Raw genomic sequence first — 17205 nt, 5'->3', positions numbered from 1 at the left:
CCGTTACCGATTGCCAAGTTCTTTCTTCAGCACATAGAGCGCATCCAGCGCCTCGCGCGGCGTCATGTCGTCGGGATTGAGGCCCTTCACGAGCGTCTCGATCTTCGAGGGGCCGGCGTCGCGCTTGGCCTCTTCTCGGCGCACCGCGACCTGGAACAGCGGCAGATCGTCGATGAGCTGGCTTGCCGGGTTCTTGCGGTCGGCATCCTCCAGCTTGGCAAGCACATCCTTGGCCCGCGCCACGACAGAAGCCGGCAGGCCGGCAAGACGCGCGACCTGGATGCCGTAGGAACGATCCGCCGCACCGGGGCCGACCTCGTGCAGGAAGATCACGTCGCCGTCCCATTCCTTGACGCGCATCGTGGCGTTGGACAGGCGGCCGAGCTTTTCCGAGAGAACCGTCAGCTCGTGGAAATGCGTGGCGAAGAGACCGCGGCAGCGGTTGCCCTCATGCAGATGCTCGACGGAGGCCCAGGCGATGGACAGGCCGTCGAAGGTCGCGGTGCCGCGGCCTATCTCGTCGAGAATGACCAGCGAGCGCTCGGTCGCCTGGTTGAGGATCGCTGCCGTCTCGACCATTTCCACCATGAAGGTCGAGCGGCCGCGCGCCAGATCGTCCGATGCGCCGACGCGCGAGAACAGGCGGTCGACGATGCCGATATGGGCGCTTTCGGCTGGCACGTAGGACCCCATCTGCGCCAGGATGGCAATGAGGGCATTCTGGCGCAGGAAGGTCGATTTACCGCCCATATTCGGGCCGGTGAGCAGCCAGATCGCGCCGTGGCCCTTGCTGTCCGTCGGCGACAGGTCGCAGGAATTGGCGACGAAGGCCGCTGCGTTCTGGCGGCGCAGCGCCTGCTCGACGACCGGATGACGGCCGCCGACGATGGCGAACATGGTGGAATTGTCGACCACCGGGCGACAATAGGCCTGTTCCTCGGCGAGCGCCGCCAGACCGACCGAGACATCGACGACGCCGAGCGCACGGGCTGCCGCCTTGATGGCCTCCGCCTCTGAGACGACGGCCTCGACCAGGCCCTCGAAGGCCGCAAGCTCGATGGCAAGCGCACGGTCCGCGGCATTGGCGATCTTGGTTTCGAGTTCCGACAGCACCGTGGTCGTGAAGCGCATGGCGCCCGCCATGGTCTGGCGGTGGATGAAGCGGGCCTTCGCTTCATCGCCATCCGTCAAGGCCGAGGCATTGCCGGCGGAGACCTCGATGAAATAGCCGAGCACGTTGTTGTGCTTGATCTTCAGCGATTTGACGCCGGTCTCTTCGGCATATTGCAGCTGCAGGCCGGCGATGACGCGGCGGGACTGGTCGCGTAGCGCACGCACCTCGTCCAGCTCCGCATCCGCCGCCGCGCGGATGAAGCCGCCGTCGCGCTTCAGGAGTGGCAACTCATCGGCCAGCATGAAGGACAGGCGGTGCGATAGATCGACGGGCAGCGCGGCAATCGCCGTGCGGGCGCTCGCAAGCTCGCCATCGAGATTTTCGCCAGCCATCAGTGCTGCGATCTCGGCGGAAGCGGACAGGCCCTGCAGGATCGCGCCGAGATCGCGCGGGCCGCCGCGACCGAGCGCGATGCGCGACAGGGCGCGCGGCATATCGGGCAGACGTTTCAGTGCCCGGCGCAGGTCCTCGCAGAACGATGGGCGGTCGGCCAGCGTCGAGATGGAATCGAGGCGGGCGTTGATCGCCTCCGGATCGGTCAGCGGCGACATCAGGCGCTCGGCCAAAAGCCGCGCGCCGCCGCTCGTGACGGTGCGGTCGATGGCCTTCAAGAGCGTGCCGCTACGCTCACCCGACTGGGTGCGCACCAGTTCAAGATTGGCGCGGGTCGCCGGATCGATGAACAAAGTCGAGGCCGAGCTTTCGCGCTCCGGACGTCCGAGCGGGGGACGCTCGGCGATCTGGGTCTTTTCGACATAGGCGACGGCAGCGGAAGCGGCGGCAAACTCCGCGCGTGAAAACGTGCCGAAACCGTCGAGCGTCGAGACGCCGAAATACCGCGCGATGCGGCCCTCCGCCGTCGCGCTGTCGAAGAGCACGGACGGCTGGGGCACCGCGACGCGGCCGAGCACGTCGAGCACGGGGCGGAATTCGGGATCGTAGAACAGCGTATCCGGCACGATCAGTTCACGCGGCTCGATGCGCAGGATATCGGCGAGAAGCTGGCCTTGCGCCGTCTCCGACAGACGGAAGATGCCGGTGGAAATGTCGATCCAGGCGAGCGCCATCGACGGCTCGGCCCCGCCGCGAATGCGCGAGACGGCCATCAGGTAATTGGCGTCCGACGGCGACAGCAGCTTTTCCTCTGTCAGCGTGCCGGGCGTGACCAGGCGCACGACATCGCGCCGCACGACGGACTTGGAGCCGCGCTTCTTCGCTTCGGCCGGGTCCTCCACCTGCTCGCAGACGGCGACGCGGAAGCCGACGGAAATCAGCCGCTGGAGATAATCGTCCGCCGCATGCACCGGCACGCCGCACATGGGAATGTCGAGGCCCATATGCTGGCCGCGCTTGGTCAGCGTGATGCCGAGTGCCCGCGACGCATCCACCGCATCCTGGAAGAACAGCTCGTAGAAATCCCCCATGCGATAGAACAGCATGCTGTCGGGGTTGTTCGCCTTGATCTCGATATATTGCTCCATCATCGGCGTCGCCGTGGCGCGGCTTTCGTCGCTGGCAAGCTCTGATGTTGAAAGGATATCGGTCTGGCGCACGATCTGATCGTTCACGGAGATTCTGTTTCTTCTAAAACGAGGGGTCTGTTCTTCCCAAAAAAGAGGTGTCACCCTAGCCACGCGGCGATATAGAAAACAACAGCTGTCCGCAGCTATGGGCCTATCGCCCACAAGAGTGTGAAGGGGGGACTATGCCGGGAACCGATAAGACCGATCGCCAGAGGGCAACCGTCACGGACAAGGAAGCGCTGGATTTCCACGCCAACGGCCGTCCCGGCAAGCTCGAGATCACGCCGACCAAGCCGATGGCCACGCAGCGCGACCTGTCGCTCGCCTATTCGCCCGGCGTCGCCGTTCCGGTGAAGGCCATCGCCGAGGATCCGGCAACCGCCTATGACTACACGACGCGCGGCAACATGGTCGCCGTCATCTCCAACGGCACCGCCATCCTCGGGCTGGGCAATCTCGGCGCGCTCGCCTCAAAGCCGGTCATGGAAGGCAAGTCCGTCCTCTTCAAGCGCTTCGCCGATGTCGATTCCATCGACCTGGAAGTCGACACGGAAAATGTCGACGAATTCATCAACTGCGTGCGCTATCTCGGCCCCTCCTTCGGCGGCATCAACCTCGAAGACATCAAGGCGCCTGACTGTTTCATCATCGAGCAGCGCCTGCGCGAGCTGATGGACATCCCGGTCTTCCACGACGACCAGCACGGCACCGCCATCATCGCCGCCGCCGGACTGATCAACGCGCTGGCGCTGACCGGTCGCGACTTCAAGACGACCAAGCTCGTCTGCAACGGCGCGGGCGCCGCCGCCATCGCCTGCATCGAACTCATCAAGTCGATGGGCTTCGCCCCCGACAACGTCATCCTCTGTGACACTAAGGGCGTCATCTACCAGGGCCGCGAAGACGGCATGAACCAGTGGAAGTCCGCCCACGCCGTCAAGACCGACCGCCGCTCGCTCGCGGAAGCCATGGTCGGCGCCGACGTGGTGTTCGGCCTCTCCGCCAAGGGCGCGTTCTCCGAAGAGATGATCCGCTCGATGGCGCCGCGCCCGATCATCTTCGCTATGGCCAATCCGGATCCGGAAATCACGCCGGAAGAGGTCGCCCGCATCCGTGACGACGCGATCGTCGCGACCGGCCGTTCGGACTATCCGAACCAGGTCAACAACGTGCTCGGCTTCCCCTATATCTTCCGCGGCGCGCTTGATGTTCGCGCCTCGACGATCAACGACGCGATGAAGATCGCCGCCGCCGAAGCGCTCGCCAAGCTCGCCAAAGAAGACGTGCCGGATGATGTCGCCGCCGCCTATCAGGGCGTTCGCCCGCGTTTTGGCGCGCAATACATCATCCCCGTGCCGTTCGATCCGCGCCTCATCTCTGCCATTCCGGTCGCCGTCGCCAAGGCCGCGATGGAGACGAGCGTCGCGCGCAAGGACATTCCCGACCTCGACGCCTATGCCCGCGACCTGCGCGCCCGCCGCGATCCGATCGCCTCGACGCTGCAGCAGATCTACGCCCGCGTGCGCCGCCAGCCGAAGCGCGTGGTCTTCGCCGAGGGCGAGGAAGAGCAGATGATGCGCGCCGCCATCTCCTATGTGAACGAGCAGCTCGGCACCGCCCTCCTGCTCGGCCGCGAGGACCATATGCGCGAGACGGCCGAACGCGCCGGCATCGACCTCGACCGGCCCGGCATCGAGCTGGTCAACGCCCGTATTTCCAAGCGCAACAACGTTTATATCGACTATCTCTATGCCCGCCTGCAGCGGAAGGGTTTCCTCTACCGCGATGCCCAGCGCCTGATCCACAACGACCGCAACCACTTCGCGGCCTGCATGGTGGCGCTTGGCGATGCCGACGGCATGGTGACGGGCCTGACGCGCAACTATTCCACAGCGCTGGAAGACGTGCGCCGCTGCATCGATGCCAAGCCCGGCCACCGGGTCATCGGCGCCTCGCTGGCGCTCTGCCGCGGCCGCGCGGTGCTGGTCGCCGATACGGCCGTGCATGACATGCCGTCCTCGGAAGAACTGGCCGACATCGCGGAGGAAGCCGCCGGCCTCGCCAGGCGTCTCGGCTACGAGCCGCGCGTGGCGATGCTTGCCTATTCGACCTTCGGCCATCCCTCGGGCGAACGCTCGGAGCGCGTGCGCGAAGCGGTGAAGATCCTCGACCGCCGCCGCGTCGATTTCGAATATGACGGCGAGATGGCGGCTGATGTGGCGCTCAATCCGCGGCTCATGGAGCAATATCCGTTCTGCCGCCTCTCCGCTCCCGGCAACGTGCTGGTCATGCCGGCGTTCCACTCGGCCTCGATCTCGACAAAAATGCTGCAGGAACTCGGCGGCTCGACGGTCATCGGCCCGCTGCTCGTCGGCCTCGACAAATCGGTGCAGATCGTCTCGATGGGTGCCAAGGACAGCGACATCGTCAACATGGCGACGCTCGCCGCCTACAATTCCGGCTGATCTCTCAGCGACCAGCCCAGCGTTTTCAAAGCCCTGTCGCCGCGGCGACAGGGCTTTGAACGTTTATGACATAGAAAACCGCCCGTCCCCGAAATCGGGAACGGGCGGCAAATCAAACTGTGCTGGCCTTCATAAAATGATTAGCTGGCGAAACGACCGGCGTCCGCGCCGTAATAGTTGAGGTAGCGGCCGGAGATCTTGCCGATCGGCAGAACGATCAGCACGTCCGTCGTGTTGAAGCCGTGATCGACGACGGCACCGGTGCCGACGGTCGCGCCGAGGCGCAGATAACCCTTGATGAGCGGCGGCATGGCGGAGAGCGCCTTGCGCGCGTCAATGCCTTCCGGCGGCATCAGATCCATGGTGCGGAAAAGTTCCGGGCGGGCCGAAACGCTCCATTCGTCCTTGGCCTGCACATTGTGATGCAGGAAAGACAACGCCAGCGCATGCTCCTCCGGCACGATGCCATGGAAGGAGGCGCAGCCGAACATCACGTCGATGCCGTGCTTCAGCGCATAGGCCCAGTTGCCCTGCCAGAGCAGCTCGACGGTGCGCTTGGTGCGATAGGCCGGCAGCACACAGGAACGGCCGAGCTCCATGAAGCGCTTTTCCGGATGCTGGGCGATCAGCGCGTCGACGTCGAATTCCGACTGCGAATAGAAGCCGCCGGAGACCGCCGCCACGTCCTGGCGCAACAGGCGATAGGTGCCGACAATCTGCTCCTCAGCGTCGCCCTCGATGGACGTATCGAGCACGAGAAGGTGATCGCAGACCATGTCCCAGGCGTCGATGTCGCGCTTTCGGCGCACGGCGTCGGAGGACAGGCGAGCGTTCATTTCCTCGGCGAACACGCGATAGCGCACGGCCTGGGCGGCGTCGATCTCGGAGACCGAGCGGGCGATGCGGGTTTCCAGGTTGCCGATGCGGCCGAGCACGTCCGTTCCCGAACGCCCCGCGACCGGGACGGTCTTCTGGGCGATCTCCACCGGGGCGATGGTCTGGGCAAGGTCGAGCGTCATGGCAGTATACCCGTTGTCAGGAACTTCGTGGGGTTTAACCACGATTCTGCAACAAGATAATGACGCAAATCCGGCTTGAGAAGATCAGACTGTCACAGAACGGCTAAGACGGGCGATTTCGGCAATCAGCTGCAGCGGATCGGCGGGCTTTGCGAGCACCGCCTCGGCACCGACGGCCAGCAGCTCCTCGGCCAGCCCGGCGCGGCTGTCGGCGGTGAGCACGATGACCGGCAGACGGGCATTGCCATAGTCGCGCTGCACGATGCGGGCGATCATCTCCCTGCCGTCGCCGCCGGGCATGCCGAGGTCGGTGACGATGAGATCGGCCGCGAACGGGCCGGCATCGGTGGCGCCGGCAAGGGCGGAGACGAGTGCAGGGTAATCCGGCACGTGGCGCACCTGATGGCCCGCCCGCTCGAGCACCGAGCGCACCAGCATGGCATTCACCGGATCGTCTTCGGCAAGCAGAATGCGCGCGCCGGTCGCGGGCGCCGGTATCGGATCGGCCTCAAGCGGCAGGTCTTTCAGGATCGGGCGGTTGTCGTTGATCGCATCGCGCACCTCGATGCCCTTCATGCGGCCGCGCAGCACCTCGACGAGCGACCGCTCGCGCAGCGGCCGGATGAGCCAGGAATCGTAGCCCTCGCCATTGCCGATGGCGCGGCCGGTGCGCTCCTCCGGATTGACGAGATAAATGCGGCGCGCGCGGCTGTCCTTGATCACATCGAGATCGGCGAGCTCGCGGCGGAAGGCGCCGGCAAGCCTGTTATCAACGATGATATCGGTCAGCGCCGCCTTGCGGCCGGCAAGGCCCTGCAACAGATCAAAGGCCTCGTCGATGGAACTGGCGAGATGGCAGGCGCCGCCGAGCGCATCGATGGTGCGCACCAGCGCCTTGGAGGCCGGACCGGCAGGAGCGAACAGGAAGACGAGACTGCCCTTCAGCGCGCCCTTGCGCGAGACGCCGGGCATCTTCTTCACATCGACGGGCATGCGGATGGTGAAGGTCGAGCCCTTGCCGGGCGTGCTTTCGAGCGTCAGTGCACCACCGGCCTCGTTGAGGATGCGGGCCGAGATGGCAAGACCGAGGCCGGTGCCGCCGCTGCGCTGGGCAGCACTTCCGGTCTGCTCGAACTCCTCGAAGATACGCGCCTGTTCCTCGGCATTCATGCCGGGGCCGGTATCGGTGACGCGGATGACGGCCGCGCCGCGCTCCAGCGTGGTTTCCAGCGAGACGCCGCCGGTATGGGTGAACTTCACGGCATTGCCGACGACATTGTAAAGCACCTGGCGCAGGCGCGGCGCGTCGTAGGTCAAGAGGCCCGGCACCTCGGGCGAGACGAAGGAGCCGATCTCGATGCCCTTTTCATGGGCGCGGTGCGACAGCATTTCGACGACGCTTTCCAGCATCGGCCGCACCGGTTCTTCCGAAGGACGCAGCTGGAAGCGGCCGGCCTCGATGGTCGAGAAATCGAGCAGATCGTCGACGAGCTGTACCAGCGCATGGCCGGACTGGCGGATGCCGGCGAGATAGTTCTTCTGCTCGGCCGTCAGGCGGGTCTGGCCGATCAGGTGCGACATGCCGAGAATGCCGGACAGGGGCGTGCGGATCTCGTGGCTGACGGTGGCAAGCAGTCGGGACTTCGCCGCACTCGCCTCCTCGGCGCGCTGGCGGGCGCGCTCGCGCTCGCCTTCCGCCCGACGCTCTTCCGTCACATCGCGGGCGATGGAATGCACGACAAGATCGCCGGACGAAGGATCGCGAACGGTGACGTCGTGCCAGGAATAGATGCGTTTACCGGCGGGGCCGTTCACATCGACATCGTAACGATGGGCGATCGTCTGCGAGCGGAACGTGAGCCCGATGGCTTCGCAGGTCTTTCCTTGGATATCGGTGAGGCCGGTGAGATCGGACAACACGGCATTGGCGCGCAGGATGCGGCCATCGAGCGCGCGCATGACGACGATATCGCCGAGAACATCGTGAATGGCCGAGAGGATTTGCGAGGTCTCGCTGCGCTCCCAGGACTGGTCATGATCCGTCTCGGCGGCGGCCGGGCGTCGGGTGCGATAGAGGAAAACGGCGCCCGCAAGGCCCGTGAGACCAAGCATCGCGGCTGCGATATAGAACCCCGTCGCCATGCCGGTCGCCAGCACGAGGGCCGCCGAAAGCAAGCCGACGCCGGCAATCACGCTGCGGATCGTCGCGTGGTTTTCCGGCTCCGGACGCGGCACGACGATATCGGCCTCCCCGTCGAGGGAGACGGGCGCGTCCTCCCCGGACCGGGCGCGGGTGTAACCGCGCGGCGCTTCCGCAAATTCGGCCTGGAGCCGGTTCTGTAGCTTGACGGGTTCGCTCATGACGATCCGCTTATCATGCGGACCGTTCAAATCGGCTTCAGCAAGTCGCTAAGATTTTAGCGATCCCGGCGGCGCAGCAGAAGCAGTTCGTCGAGGATGACGAGGCCGGCGCCGATGGTGATGAAGCTATCAGCGAGATTGAAGACGGCAAACGACCAGGTCTCGGTGTAGAACAGCACATAGTCGATGACGTAGCCGAACAGCGCGCGGTCGATGAGATTGCCGAAGGCGCCGGCGATGATGAAGGCATAGCCGGCATGGGCAAGGCCGCGCTGCTTCGGCGTCTGCCGCCACAGCCAAATGACGAAGCCGACGACGAAGAGCCGGAGCGTGACGATGACCCATCCCTCCATGCCCGACAGCATGGAGAAGGCGACGCCGTAATTGTAGGTACGGTAGAGCGCCAGCATCGGCATGACATGCACCGCTTCCTGGAAGGGCAGCCACATCTCGACGGCGAATTTCACGGCCTGATCGAGGAGAAGCGCGAGCAGGATGAAGACGACGACCGGCAGCGGCCGCGACATCAGGGGAATGCGGTCGTTCATGCGCGCGCATCCAGCGTCAGCAGATGACGGCGCGCCTCGAACAGCATGACGCCCGTGGCGATGGCGAGATTGAGCGAATCCGCCAGGCCCACCTGCGGGATGCGGGCGAGCGCATCGGCCTCGCGGGCAAGCTCTTCCGGCAGACCGGACTGTTCGTTGCCCATCAGCAGCACGATCGGCTTTTTCCTGTAATCGATGGTGCGGTAGTCGACGGCACCGGCGAGATGCGTCGCGACGACAGAGACGCCGGCGCCCTTCTTCCAGCCGAGGAAATCGGCCACGCTGGTCTTCACCAGCGGCACGGCGAAGACCGAGCCCATAGTGGCGCGCACGGTTTCCATCGAGAACGGATCGGTGCTTTCGCCGACGAGGATGACGCCGCTCGCGCCCGCCGCATCGGCCGTGCGGATGATCGTGCCGAGATTGCCGGGGTCGCGCACGCGGTCGAGCGCCACATAGGTCTCGCCGTTTCCGGGCCTGAGATCGCGCAGGTTCGTCCAGCGCTGCGAAAAGATGCCGACGACCATCTGCGGATTGTCGCGACGGGTGATCGAGGCCAACACCTTTTCGCTGACTTCCAGCACCAGACCGCCGCGCGCCACCGTCTTCGTCGCGCATTGCACGACCTGCGGCTTGTCCTTGACGTTCTTGGCATAGACCAGCGTCCTGATCTCGAAGCCGAGTTCGAGTGCGTCGATGACGAGCTTCAGGCCTTCGGCCATGAAGCTCCTGGTCTCGTCGCGGTCCTTTTTGTTGGCGAGCGCCTTGATGTCCTTGACGATGGGGTTCGAAAGGCTCGTGACCTCCTTCACCTGACCGACGCGGCGGCTCCCTTGGTGTTCCTGGCTCATGCGCTGATCCATCGGCTGAAGAGGGAGGTGGAGAGCGCGCGGCCGGCTTCCTTGCCGTCCGTGCCGCTCTCGCGGATGACGAGTTCACCCGATTCCACCGTGCCGCCGGCGCCGCGCATCGTTTCGCGCATCAGCTCGTGGATGGAATAAAAGCTCGCCCGGATCGAATAGGCCGTCAGCACCAGACCGATCGCCTTGGGCGACAGGATCTCGCGGCAGATGTCGAGCATCAGCGGCAGGTGATCGAACAGATGCCAGACTTCCCCATTGGGACCACGACCGAATTTCGGCGGGTCGGTGAGGATGATGTCGTATTTGCTGCCGCGGCGCTCCTCGCGCTGGATGAACTTCATCGCATCCTCGCAGATCCAGCGGATCGGCAGTTTGTCCATGCGGCCCAGAGTCTGGTTTTCGCGCGCCCAGCCGATCGCCTTTTTCGAGGCATCGACATGGGTCACTTCCGCGCCGGCGGAGGCGGCGACCAGCGAGGCGACGCCGGTATAGCCGAAGAGGTTCAGCACCTTGACCGGCCGGCCCGCTGTCTCGACCTTCTCCTTCATCCAGCTCCAGTGGGCGAGCTGTTCAGGAAAGACGCCGACATGGCGGAAGGCGGTGAAGCGGCCGTGGAAATCGACGCCGAGCAACTGCATCGGCCAGGTCTCGCCGAGTGCGGCCCTCGGAAATTTCCAGCGCCCCATGCCGTCCTCGTCCGTGTCGCCGGTGAAGAGCGCATCGGCCTTGTCCCAGATGCTGTCCGGCAGGCTGCGCTGCCAGAGCGCCTGGGCCTCGGGACGCACGATGCGATAGGGGCCGTATTGCTCCAGTTTCTCGCCGGCGCCGCTGTCGATGAGGCGGTACTGGTCGGAGCCGGCGGTCTCCAGAATAACCGGCAGGCGTTCGGCCGGCTTTGCGCCCTCGCGGCGCAGCAAAGCACGGGAAGGCAGCTCAGGGGCCGGGCGCGTCTCCTTGCTAGAGGCGGGCTTCGAGGCAGGGGTTTTGGTGGCCGGCGGTCTATAGGCCTGCGCGCTGGAAGGCGTACGGGCTTTCACGGGCGCGGCGGGGCCGCTCTTCGGCCGGCGGGGTCTGTCCTTCACGATGGGTCGTCCGTCGTCGGTTGGATGGGGTGCCGGCAGTGCCGGAAAACAAGCGGCTCCCATACCATCCCTCCCCCACTTGGCAAAGCGCTTTCCGATTGCGATAAATTGAACCGCCAAGGGAGGATCGATCATGGACATGACCGGCGAAGAACGTATTGCCGCTCCGCGCGACGCCGTCTGGGCAGCGCTCAACGACCCGGAGATCCTGAAAGCCTGTATCCCCGGCTGTCAGTCGCTGACCATGAAATCGCCGACCGAGCTGGAAGCGACTGTGAAGATCAAGATCGGGCCTGTTTCGGCGAGCTTCAGCGGCGCAGTGACGCTCTCCAACCTCAACCCGCCCGAGAGCTACACGATCTCGGGCGAAGGCAAGGGCGGCATTGCCGGCTTTGCCAAGGGCGGCGCGGATGTGCGGCTGACCGAAGACGGCGACGGCACGATCCTCGCCTATGACGTGAAAGCGCAGATCGGCGGCAAGCTCGCCCAGCTCGGCTCACGCCTCATCGATTCCTCATCGAAGAAACTCGCCACCCAGTTCTTTGCCGATTTCGGCGCGCGGCTGAACGGCGCGCCCTGATTTATTTCGCGGGCAGGACAGCCTGCGAAGCGATCGCCTCGGCGCGGGTACGGTGCTTTTCCGCCTCCGTCTGCCACTTCACCGCCTCGACCGCCTCGACGCGGGCGCGCTTGCGGTGCTTGCCCTGGGCAAACCAGGTGGCGAGCGAGCCGACGACGAGGCCGAAGATCACGGCGAGGAAGAGATAGACGAAGAACGGTGCGGTCACCGAGAGCACGCTATCCTCAGGGCGGAAGGGATTGAGCGCCAGCGTCACGGCCTGGCGGTTTGCCACCGACAGCACGATCAGCACGATGGCGATCGGCAGAAGCACGAGGACGTTGACTATTCTCTTGATCATGGCGTCACCTGTCTGGCGCGAAGTCCTCAATCGTCCTGGTCGGCCTGACCGGGATTGAGGCGTTCGCGCAGTTCCTTGCCGGTCTTGAAGAAGGGGACCCACTTCTCCTCGACGAAGACGGCATCGCCCGTGCGCGGGTTGCGGCCGGAGCGCGACGGACGGTTCTTGACGGAGAAGGCGCCGAAGCCGCGCAACTCGACGCGGTTTCCGGCGGCCAGCGCATCGGTGATCTCGTCGAGCACCGCGTTGACGATATTCTCGACGTCGCGGTGATAGAGGTGGGGATTGCGCGCGGCGACAATCTGAACCAGTTCCGACTTGATCACTGTATCCCCCTCAAAAATTCTTGTTTTTCAATCATGATCAACCTGCCAAACCGAGACCAGACCGTCAAGAAACAACTTTTCGCCGGTCAGCTTTTCGATCGTCGGTTGAAGATCGAGCGGCAGGCCGAGGATGGAGCGCGCAAACTCGTGAATGCTGCCGCCGAGAAAGGGGAAGCCGGACCGGCTCGGCGCGTCGTAATCGACGAAGGGAAGGTCGGCCGCTACCTTGCGCCCGTCGAGATAGGCGCGGATCGCCTCCGGCCCGCCGAGCGTATCGACCAGCTTGTTCTTCAGCGCCTGCCGGCCGGTGAAGATGCTGCCGTCGGCCAGACGCACCACCTCGGCGCGCGGCAGCTTGCGGCGCTCGGCGACGAGATCGACGAACCAATCGTAGCTGTCCATCACCATGGCGCGGATCATTGCCTTGGCATCCTCGCTCGCCGGATGGAAGGGCGAGGGCTCGGCCTTCAGCGGCGCGGACTTGATCTCCTCCAGCGACACCCCGATCTTGTCCATCAGGTCCTTCATCTGCGGATACTGGAAGAGCACGCCGATCGAGCCGGTGATCGAGCTTTCGCCGGCGATGATCGTGTCGCCGGCCGTCGCGATCATGTAGCCGGCGGAAGCGGCGAGCGTGCGCACGTCGGAGACGACGGGCTTCTTTTCCGCCACCTTGCGCAGCGCCTTGTAGATGACCTCGCCGCCATAGGTCGTGCCGCCGGGCGAGGAGATCGTCACGACGAGCGCCTTGACGCGATCGTTCTTGGCGATGCCGTCAAGCCGTTCGAGAAGCTCGGTGTCGTCCTGGATGATGCCGGAAATCTTGACGCGGGCGATGTGATCGACCACGCCCATGTCCTTGCGGCCCCAGTTTGCGGCGATGAAGATGCCGATGAGCGCGATAACAACAGCCGCGATGCGCCAGAAGGTCAGCTTGCGGCGCAATTGCCGGCGGTCGGCGATGGTGGCGTGATCCATTCCCTGTCCTCAATATGCTGGCTTTGCCGCAAAACGTGGCTTGCCGACAGCCCTATCGATATGGCATTCCCGGCGCAAATGGCAATTCATCGCTGAAGTTTCTTGCGCATCCATTGTTTGTTCAGGAATAATCGCCATATGGGCCCCGTTATGCATTGGGCCCGTCGCTTCCGCGAGTGAAGGCCGGACGGCTCGAACCAAGCAGGCAGAATGCTCAACAGCGTGGCAGAGGCACCGGCAGGTGCACCGGGCATGAATGTTTCCGCCGAGGCGTATCGCCTTGCCAAGCGGCATTCTTCGCGCGTGCGCTTCCTGAAGGTCGCGCTGCCGGTCGCAGCCCTTTTCATCGGCGCCATTTTTGTTGCCGTCTCGATCGTGCGCACCTGGATCCCCGCCGACCTGCAGGTCGAAAGCGCCTCCATCGAGGACGGCAAGATCGTCATGCGCAATCCGGCGATCTCGGGCCGCAACGATGCCGGCATCAGCTACTCCATGAAGGCCGAGCGGGCGCTGCAGGACATGAAGCAGCCCGACGTCATCACGCTTGAGAACATCAAGGCGAAGATGCCTGTCAACGAGAAGACGATCGCCGAAGTGGTGGCCGCCACCGGCATCTACGACCGCGGCAAGAACCTGCTCGACATGGTCGCGCCCTTCACCATCACGCTCAACACCGGTCTCGAAGCCGCCTTCCGCTCCGCCCATCTCGATATCAACGGCGGCAGCATGCAGACGACAGAGCCGGTTTCCATCCGTTCCCCGGAAGCATCCATTGTTGCGCAGTCGCTGCGAATGACGGATAAAGGCCGGACCGTCGTCTTTGAAGGCAAGGTCGTCGTCGACGTCGATCCCGCCGCCATCCGCAACCGAGAAAAGTAAGAGCGCCATGTTCGCCAGTCTCTCCCCCCTCCGGGCCGCCAGCCTTTTCGCTCTTGCCGCCGGCCTCGCGCTGGCTTCGGCCCCCGCGGGCGCGCAGCAGACCACGAGCCGCATGAAGGGCATGCAGCTTTCGAACGACCAGCCGATCCAGATCCAGAGCGACAAGCTCGAGATTCAGGATCAGCAGAACAAGGCGGAATTCACCGGAAATGTGAAGGTCGTGCAGGGCACGACGACGCTGCAGGCCGGCAAGATGGTCGTCTTCTACAAGTCGGGCGGCGGCTCGGTGGCGAGCGGCGACGCGGATATCGAGAAGATCGACGTCTCCGGCAAGGTTTACCTCAAGTCCGGCACGCAGGAAGCGACCGCCGATACCGGCACGTTCAACCTCGTCAACGAGACGCTGCTGCTGAAGGGCGACAAGGTCGTGCTGTCGGAGGGCAAGAACGTCTTCGTCGGCTGCCAGCTCGCCGTCACCATGCGCACGGGCGAAGCCAAGCTCGATGCCTGCGGCGGCCGCGTCATGATCCAGCTCGACCCGAAGTCGCGCAAGACGACCAACTGATAGCCATCCCGTGTCGTTGCCCCTCCTCTCCCGGCTGAAGCACCGCCCGAAAAAGGGTGTGCAGGAAGCCCATCACACCGTCGATCTCTCCCGCTACGAGGGAACGCTGATCGCGCGCGGTCTGACCAAGACCTATCGAGACCGTCGCGTCGTCAACGGCGTGTCGCTCGTGGTGCGCCGGGGCGAGGCCGTCGGCCTGCTCGGCCCCAACGGTGCGGGCAAGACGACCTGCTTCTACATGATCACCGGCCTTGTGCCGGTCGATGAAGGCTCGATCGAGATCAACGGCAACGACGTGACGACGATGCCGATGTATCGGCGCGCCCGCCTCGGTGTCGGCTACCTGCCGCAGGAAGCCTCGATCTTCCGCGGCCTGACGGTCGAGGACAACATCCGCGCCGTGCTGGAAGTGCACGACAAGGACAAGGCGCGGCGCGAGCAGAAGCTCGACAGCCTGCTCGCCGAATTCTCGATCTCGCATCTGCGCAAGTCCGCGGCCATCGCGCTGTCGGGCGGCGAGCGCCGCCGTCTCGAAATCGCGCGCGCGCTGGCGACCGACCCGACCTTTATGCTGCTCGACGAGCCCTTTGCCGGCGTTGATCCGATCTCCGTCGCCGACATCCAGGCACTGGTGCGCCATCTCACCTCGCGCGGTATCGGCGTGCTGATCACCGACCACAATGTGCGCGAAACGCTCGGCCTGATCGACCGCGCCTACATCATCCACGCCGGCGAAGTGCTGACGCATGGAAGGGCGAACGACATCGTCAGCAATGCCGATGTGCGCCGCCTCTATCTCGGGGATAATTTCAGCCTCTGAGACCCATCGCCGCCATCTTCACCAAGTTGGCGGCCGACGCTTGACCAAACTCTTCAAAAAAGCAATTTTTGGGCCAGTTGGAGTTTAGCCGCCGGACCATCATGGTTCCGGGCGGATTTTTCCAGGAGTAGTGCGTCCGCATGGCCCTCGCCGCAAGCCTCTTCCTGCGCCAAAGTCAGTCGCTGGTGATGACACCGCAGCTGATGCAGTCGATTCAGCTGCTGCAGATGACGCATTTCGAACTGAACCAGTTCATCGAGCAGGAAGTCGAAAAAAATCCTCTGCTGGAAATCGCCCCGAGCGAGGACGGCGTGCGGGACCTCGAACGCGGCAGCGACGATTATTCCAATGGCAGCGACGATCACCGGCATGCCGAAAACCTGGGCAGCGACGAAGCCTTCCAACCGGACCTCTACGACAGTGCCACGACGGGAGGCGCCGACAGCGCGCCGGACGCCTTCGATGGCGGGCTCGATAATGTCTTCCCAGATGATGCCGGCCCGCGCAGTGCGGATGCGCCGGAACTGCTCGGTCAATGGAAATCCATGCCCGGCGGCGGCGAGGATGGCGAGGGCTACGACCTCGACGACTTCGTGGCGAGCCGCAAGACGCTCGCCGACGTGCTCAACGAGCAGATCCCCTTCGTGCTCCCCGACGCCATAGACCGACTGATCGCCCAGCATCTCGTCGACCAGCTCGACGATGCCGGCTATCTCCAGGGCAGCACGGCGGAGACGGCGCTGAGGCTCGGCAAGCCCGTCGTCGAGATCGAGCGCGTGCTGGCCCGCCTGCAGGAGCTCGACCCGCCCGGCGTCTTCGCCCGTTCGCTCAGCGAATGCCTCGCGATCCAACTCAGGGCGCGCGACCGGCTCGACCCGGCCATGGCCGTCCTCATCGACAATCTCGAACTGCTCGCCCGGCGCGATTTTGCGACGCTGAAAAAGCTCTGCGGCGTCGGCGAGGAGGATCTGCTCGATATGCTCGCGGAGATTCGCAAGCTCGACCCCAAACCCGGCACGCGCTACGAGACCAGCGCGTCCGAAGCGGTGATGCCCGACATCGTGGTGCGCGCCGCGCCCGACGGCAGCTGGCAGGTGGAACTCAATCCCGATACGCTGCCGCGCGTTCTCGTCCACCGAGACTATTATGCCGCCGTGTCACGCCACACGGACCGCAACAGCGAGGACTACGCCTTCCTCAACGAGTGCCTGCAGACCGCCAACTGGCTGACCCGCAGCCTCGACCAGCGTGCCCGCACCATCATGAAGGTGGCGACCGAAATCGTGCGCCAGCAGGACGCCTTCCTGATGCACGGCGTCGACCATCTGCGCCCGCTGAACCTGAAAACGGTCGCCGAGGCGATCAAGATGCATGAATCGACGGTGAGCCGCGTCACCTCCAACAAATACATGCTGACACCGCGCGGCCTGTTCGAACTCAAATATTTCTTCACCGTTTCGATCGGCTCGGCGGAGGGTGGTGATTCCCACTCGGCGGAGAGCGTGCGTCACCGCATTCGCGCCATGATCACGCAAGAATTACCTGACGCCGTGCTTTCGGACGACGATATCGTCGACATTCTTCGCAAGGGTGGCGTGGAGCTCGCCCGCCGCACGGTCGCGAAATACCGCGAGGCGATGAACATCCCCTCCTCCGTGCAGCGTCGGCGCGAAAAACGGGCG

15 protein-coding genes are annotated in these 17205 nt (G+C 64.5%); 6 read left to right on the top strand and 9 right to left on the bottom strand.

Features of this window, described 5'->3' with window-relative positions:
- Nucleotides 1-3 precede the first annotated feature (3 nt).
- Complete coding sequence (mutS, locus tag ACOZKU_RS07910) at nt 4-2742, bottom strand: DNA mismatch repair protein MutS (protein ID WP_421578413.1); 2739 nt, start codon at nt 2740-2742, stop codon at nt 4-6.
- Nucleotides 2743-2879: 137 nt separating this feature from the next.
- Between mutS and ACOZKU_RS07905 the strand changes: the two genes are divergently transcribed.
- Complete coding sequence (locus ACOZKU_RS07905) at nt 2880-5162, top strand: NADP-dependent malic enzyme (protein ID WP_421578412.1); 2283 nt, start codon at nt 2880-2882, stop codon at nt 5160-5162.
- Nucleotides 5163-5302: 140 nt separating this feature from the next.
- Here the strand turns inward: ACOZKU_RS07905 and ACOZKU_RS07900 are convergent, their stop codons facing one another.
- From ACOZKU_RS07900 to ACOZKU_RS07880, 5 genes are all read right to left on the bottom strand, one after another.
- Complete coding sequence (locus ACOZKU_RS07900) at nt 5303-6181, bottom strand: GNAT family N-acetyltransferase (RefSeq protein ID WP_421578411.1); 879 nt, start codon at nt 6179-6181, stop codon at nt 5303-5305.
- Between the two features lie 84 nt (nt 6182-6265).
- Nucleotides 6266-8542: an ATP-binding protein gene (locus ACOZKU_RS07895; RefSeq protein WP_421578410.1), complete on the bottom strand. Its 2277-nt coding sequence runs from the start codon at nt 8540-8542 to the stop codon at nt 6266-6268.
- Between the two features lie 56 nt (nt 8543-8598).
- Nucleotides 8599-9090, bottom strand: coding sequence for a signal peptidase II (gene lspA, locus ACOZKU_RS07890; protein ID WP_421578409.1), 492 nt, complete (start codon nt 9088-9090; stop codon nt 8599-8601).
- Nucleotides 9087-9941, bottom strand: a complete 855-nt coding sequence (locus ACOZKU_RS07885) for a TrmH family RNA methyltransferase (protein WP_421578408.1) — start codon at nt 9939-9941, stop codon at nt 9087-9089. Before ACOZKU_RS07885 ends, lspA begins: the two co-directional genes overlap by 4 nt.
- Nucleotides 9938-11035, bottom strand: a complete 1098-nt coding sequence (locus tag ACOZKU_RS07880) for a class I SAM-dependent methyltransferase (protein WP_421578407.1) — start codon at nt 11033-11035, stop codon at nt 9938-9940. The genes ACOZKU_RS07885 and ACOZKU_RS07880 overlap by 4 nt, the downstream gene beginning before the upstream one ends.
- A 133-nt stretch (nt 11036-11168) precedes the next feature.
- Between ACOZKU_RS07880 and ACOZKU_RS07875 the strand changes: the two genes are divergently transcribed.
- Nucleotides 11169-11615, top strand: coding sequence for an SRPBCC family protein (locus ACOZKU_RS07875; protein ID WP_421578406.1), 447 nt, complete (start codon nt 11169-11171; stop codon nt 11613-11615).
- Between the two features lies 1 nt (nt 11616).
- Here ACOZKU_RS07875 and ACOZKU_RS07870 read toward each other — a convergent pair whose 3' ends face one another.
- From ACOZKU_RS07870 to sppA, 3 genes are read right to left on the bottom strand one after another with little or no spacing between them, the layout of a single operon-like run.
- A complete protein-coding gene (locus ACOZKU_RS07870; RefSeq protein ID WP_314090441.1) occupies nt 11617-11955 on the bottom strand; it encodes a DUF1049 domain-containing protein in 339 nt (112 codons plus the stop codon).
- A gap of 26 nt (nt 11956-11981) precedes the next feature.
- On the bottom strand, nt 11982-12299 hold the full coding sequence (locus tag ACOZKU_RS07865) for an integration host factor subunit beta (RefSeq protein WP_158565422.1): 318 nt from the start codon (nt 12297-12299) through the stop codon (nt 11982-11984).
- A 9-nt stretch (nt 12300-12308) separates the two neighbouring features.
- Nucleotides 12309-13259: a signal peptide peptidase SppA gene (gene sppA, locus ACOZKU_RS07860; RefSeq protein ID WP_421578405.1), complete on the bottom strand. Its 951-nt coding sequence runs from the start codon at nt 13257-13259 to the stop codon at nt 12309-12311.
- 210 nt (nt 13260-13469) lie between these two features.
- Between sppA and lptC the strand changes: the two genes are divergently transcribed.
- From lptC to rpoN, 4 genes are all read left to right on the top strand, one after another.
- The gene (gene lptC / locus ACOZKU_RS07855; RefSeq protein WP_421578404.1) at nt 13470-14138 is read left to right on the top strand and encodes an LPS export ABC transporter periplasmic protein LptC; all 669 of its coding nucleotides are present in this window, start codon (nt 13470-13472) and stop codon (nt 14136-14138) included.
- Between the two features lie 7 nt (nt 14139-14145).
- Nucleotides 14146-14703, top strand: a complete 558-nt coding sequence (locus ACOZKU_RS07850) for an LptA/OstA family protein (RefSeq protein WP_314090450.1) — start codon at nt 14146-14148, stop codon at nt 14701-14703.
- Nucleotides 14704-14737: 34 nt separating this feature from the next.
- Nucleotides 14738-15523 (top strand): LPS export ABC transporter ATP-binding protein, encoded by a 786-nt coding sequence (gene lptB / locus ACOZKU_RS07845; protein WP_421578444.1) that lies wholly within the window; start codon nt 14738-14740, stop codon nt 15521-15523.
- Nucleotides 15524-15663: 140 nt separating this feature from the next.
- Nucleotides 15664-17205: RNA polymerase factor sigma-54 (gene rpoN, locus ACOZKU_RS07840; protein WP_421578403.1), on the top strand; the 1542-nt coding region annotated here is incomplete at its 3' end.

The organism is Shinella sp. M31, from assembly GCF_049199205.1.
GTDB lineage: Bacteria > Pseudomonadota > Alphaproteobacteria > Rhizobiales > Rhizobiaceae > Shinella.
The sequence above is the reverse complement of the archived record's forward strand: the minus strand, read 5'-3'. Positions and strand labels throughout refer to the sequence as shown.

Bases quoted from the DNA above. Each gene is read 5' to 3' on its own strand.
- ACOZKU_RS07870 (WP_314090441.1), bottom strand. From the start codon at position 11,955: ATGATCAAGAGAATAGTCAACGTCCTCGTGCTTCTGCCGATCGCCATC.
- lptC (WP_421578404.1), top strand. From the start codon at position 13,470: ATGCTCAACAGCGTGGCAGAGGCACCGGCAGGTGCACCGGGCATGAAT.
- ACOZKU_RS07850 (WP_314090450.1), top strand. From the start codon at position 14,146: ATGTTCGCCAGTCTCTCCCCCCTCCGGGCCGCCAGCCTTTTCGCTCTT.
- ACOZKU_RS07895 (WP_421578410.1), bottom strand. From the start codon at position 8,542: ATGAGCGAACCCGTCAAGCTACAGAACCGGCTCCAGGCCGAATTTGCG.
- ACOZKU_RS07905 (WP_421578412.1), top strand. From the start codon at position 2,880: ATGCCGGGAACCGATAAGACCGATCGCCAGAGGGCAACCGTCACGGAC.
- lspA (WP_421578409.1), bottom strand. From the start codon at position 9,090: ATGAACGACCGCATTCCCCTGATGTCGCGGCCGCTGCCGGTCGTCGTC.
- ACOZKU_RS07885 (WP_421578408.1), bottom strand. From the start codon at position 9,941: ATGAGCCAGGAACACCAAGGGAGCCGCCGCGTCGGTCAGGTGAAGGAG.
- ACOZKU_RS07875 (WP_421578406.1), top strand. From the start codon at position 11,169: ATGGACATGACCGGCGAAGAACGTATTGCCGCTCCGCGCGACGCCGTC.
- ACOZKU_RS07900 (WP_421578411.1), bottom strand. From the start codon at position 6,181: ATGACGCTCGACCTTGCCCAGACCATCGCCCCGGTGGAGATCGCCCAG.
- sppA (WP_421578405.1), bottom strand. From the start codon at position 13,259: ATGGATCACGCCACCATCGCCGACCGCCGGCAATTGCGCCGCAAGCTG.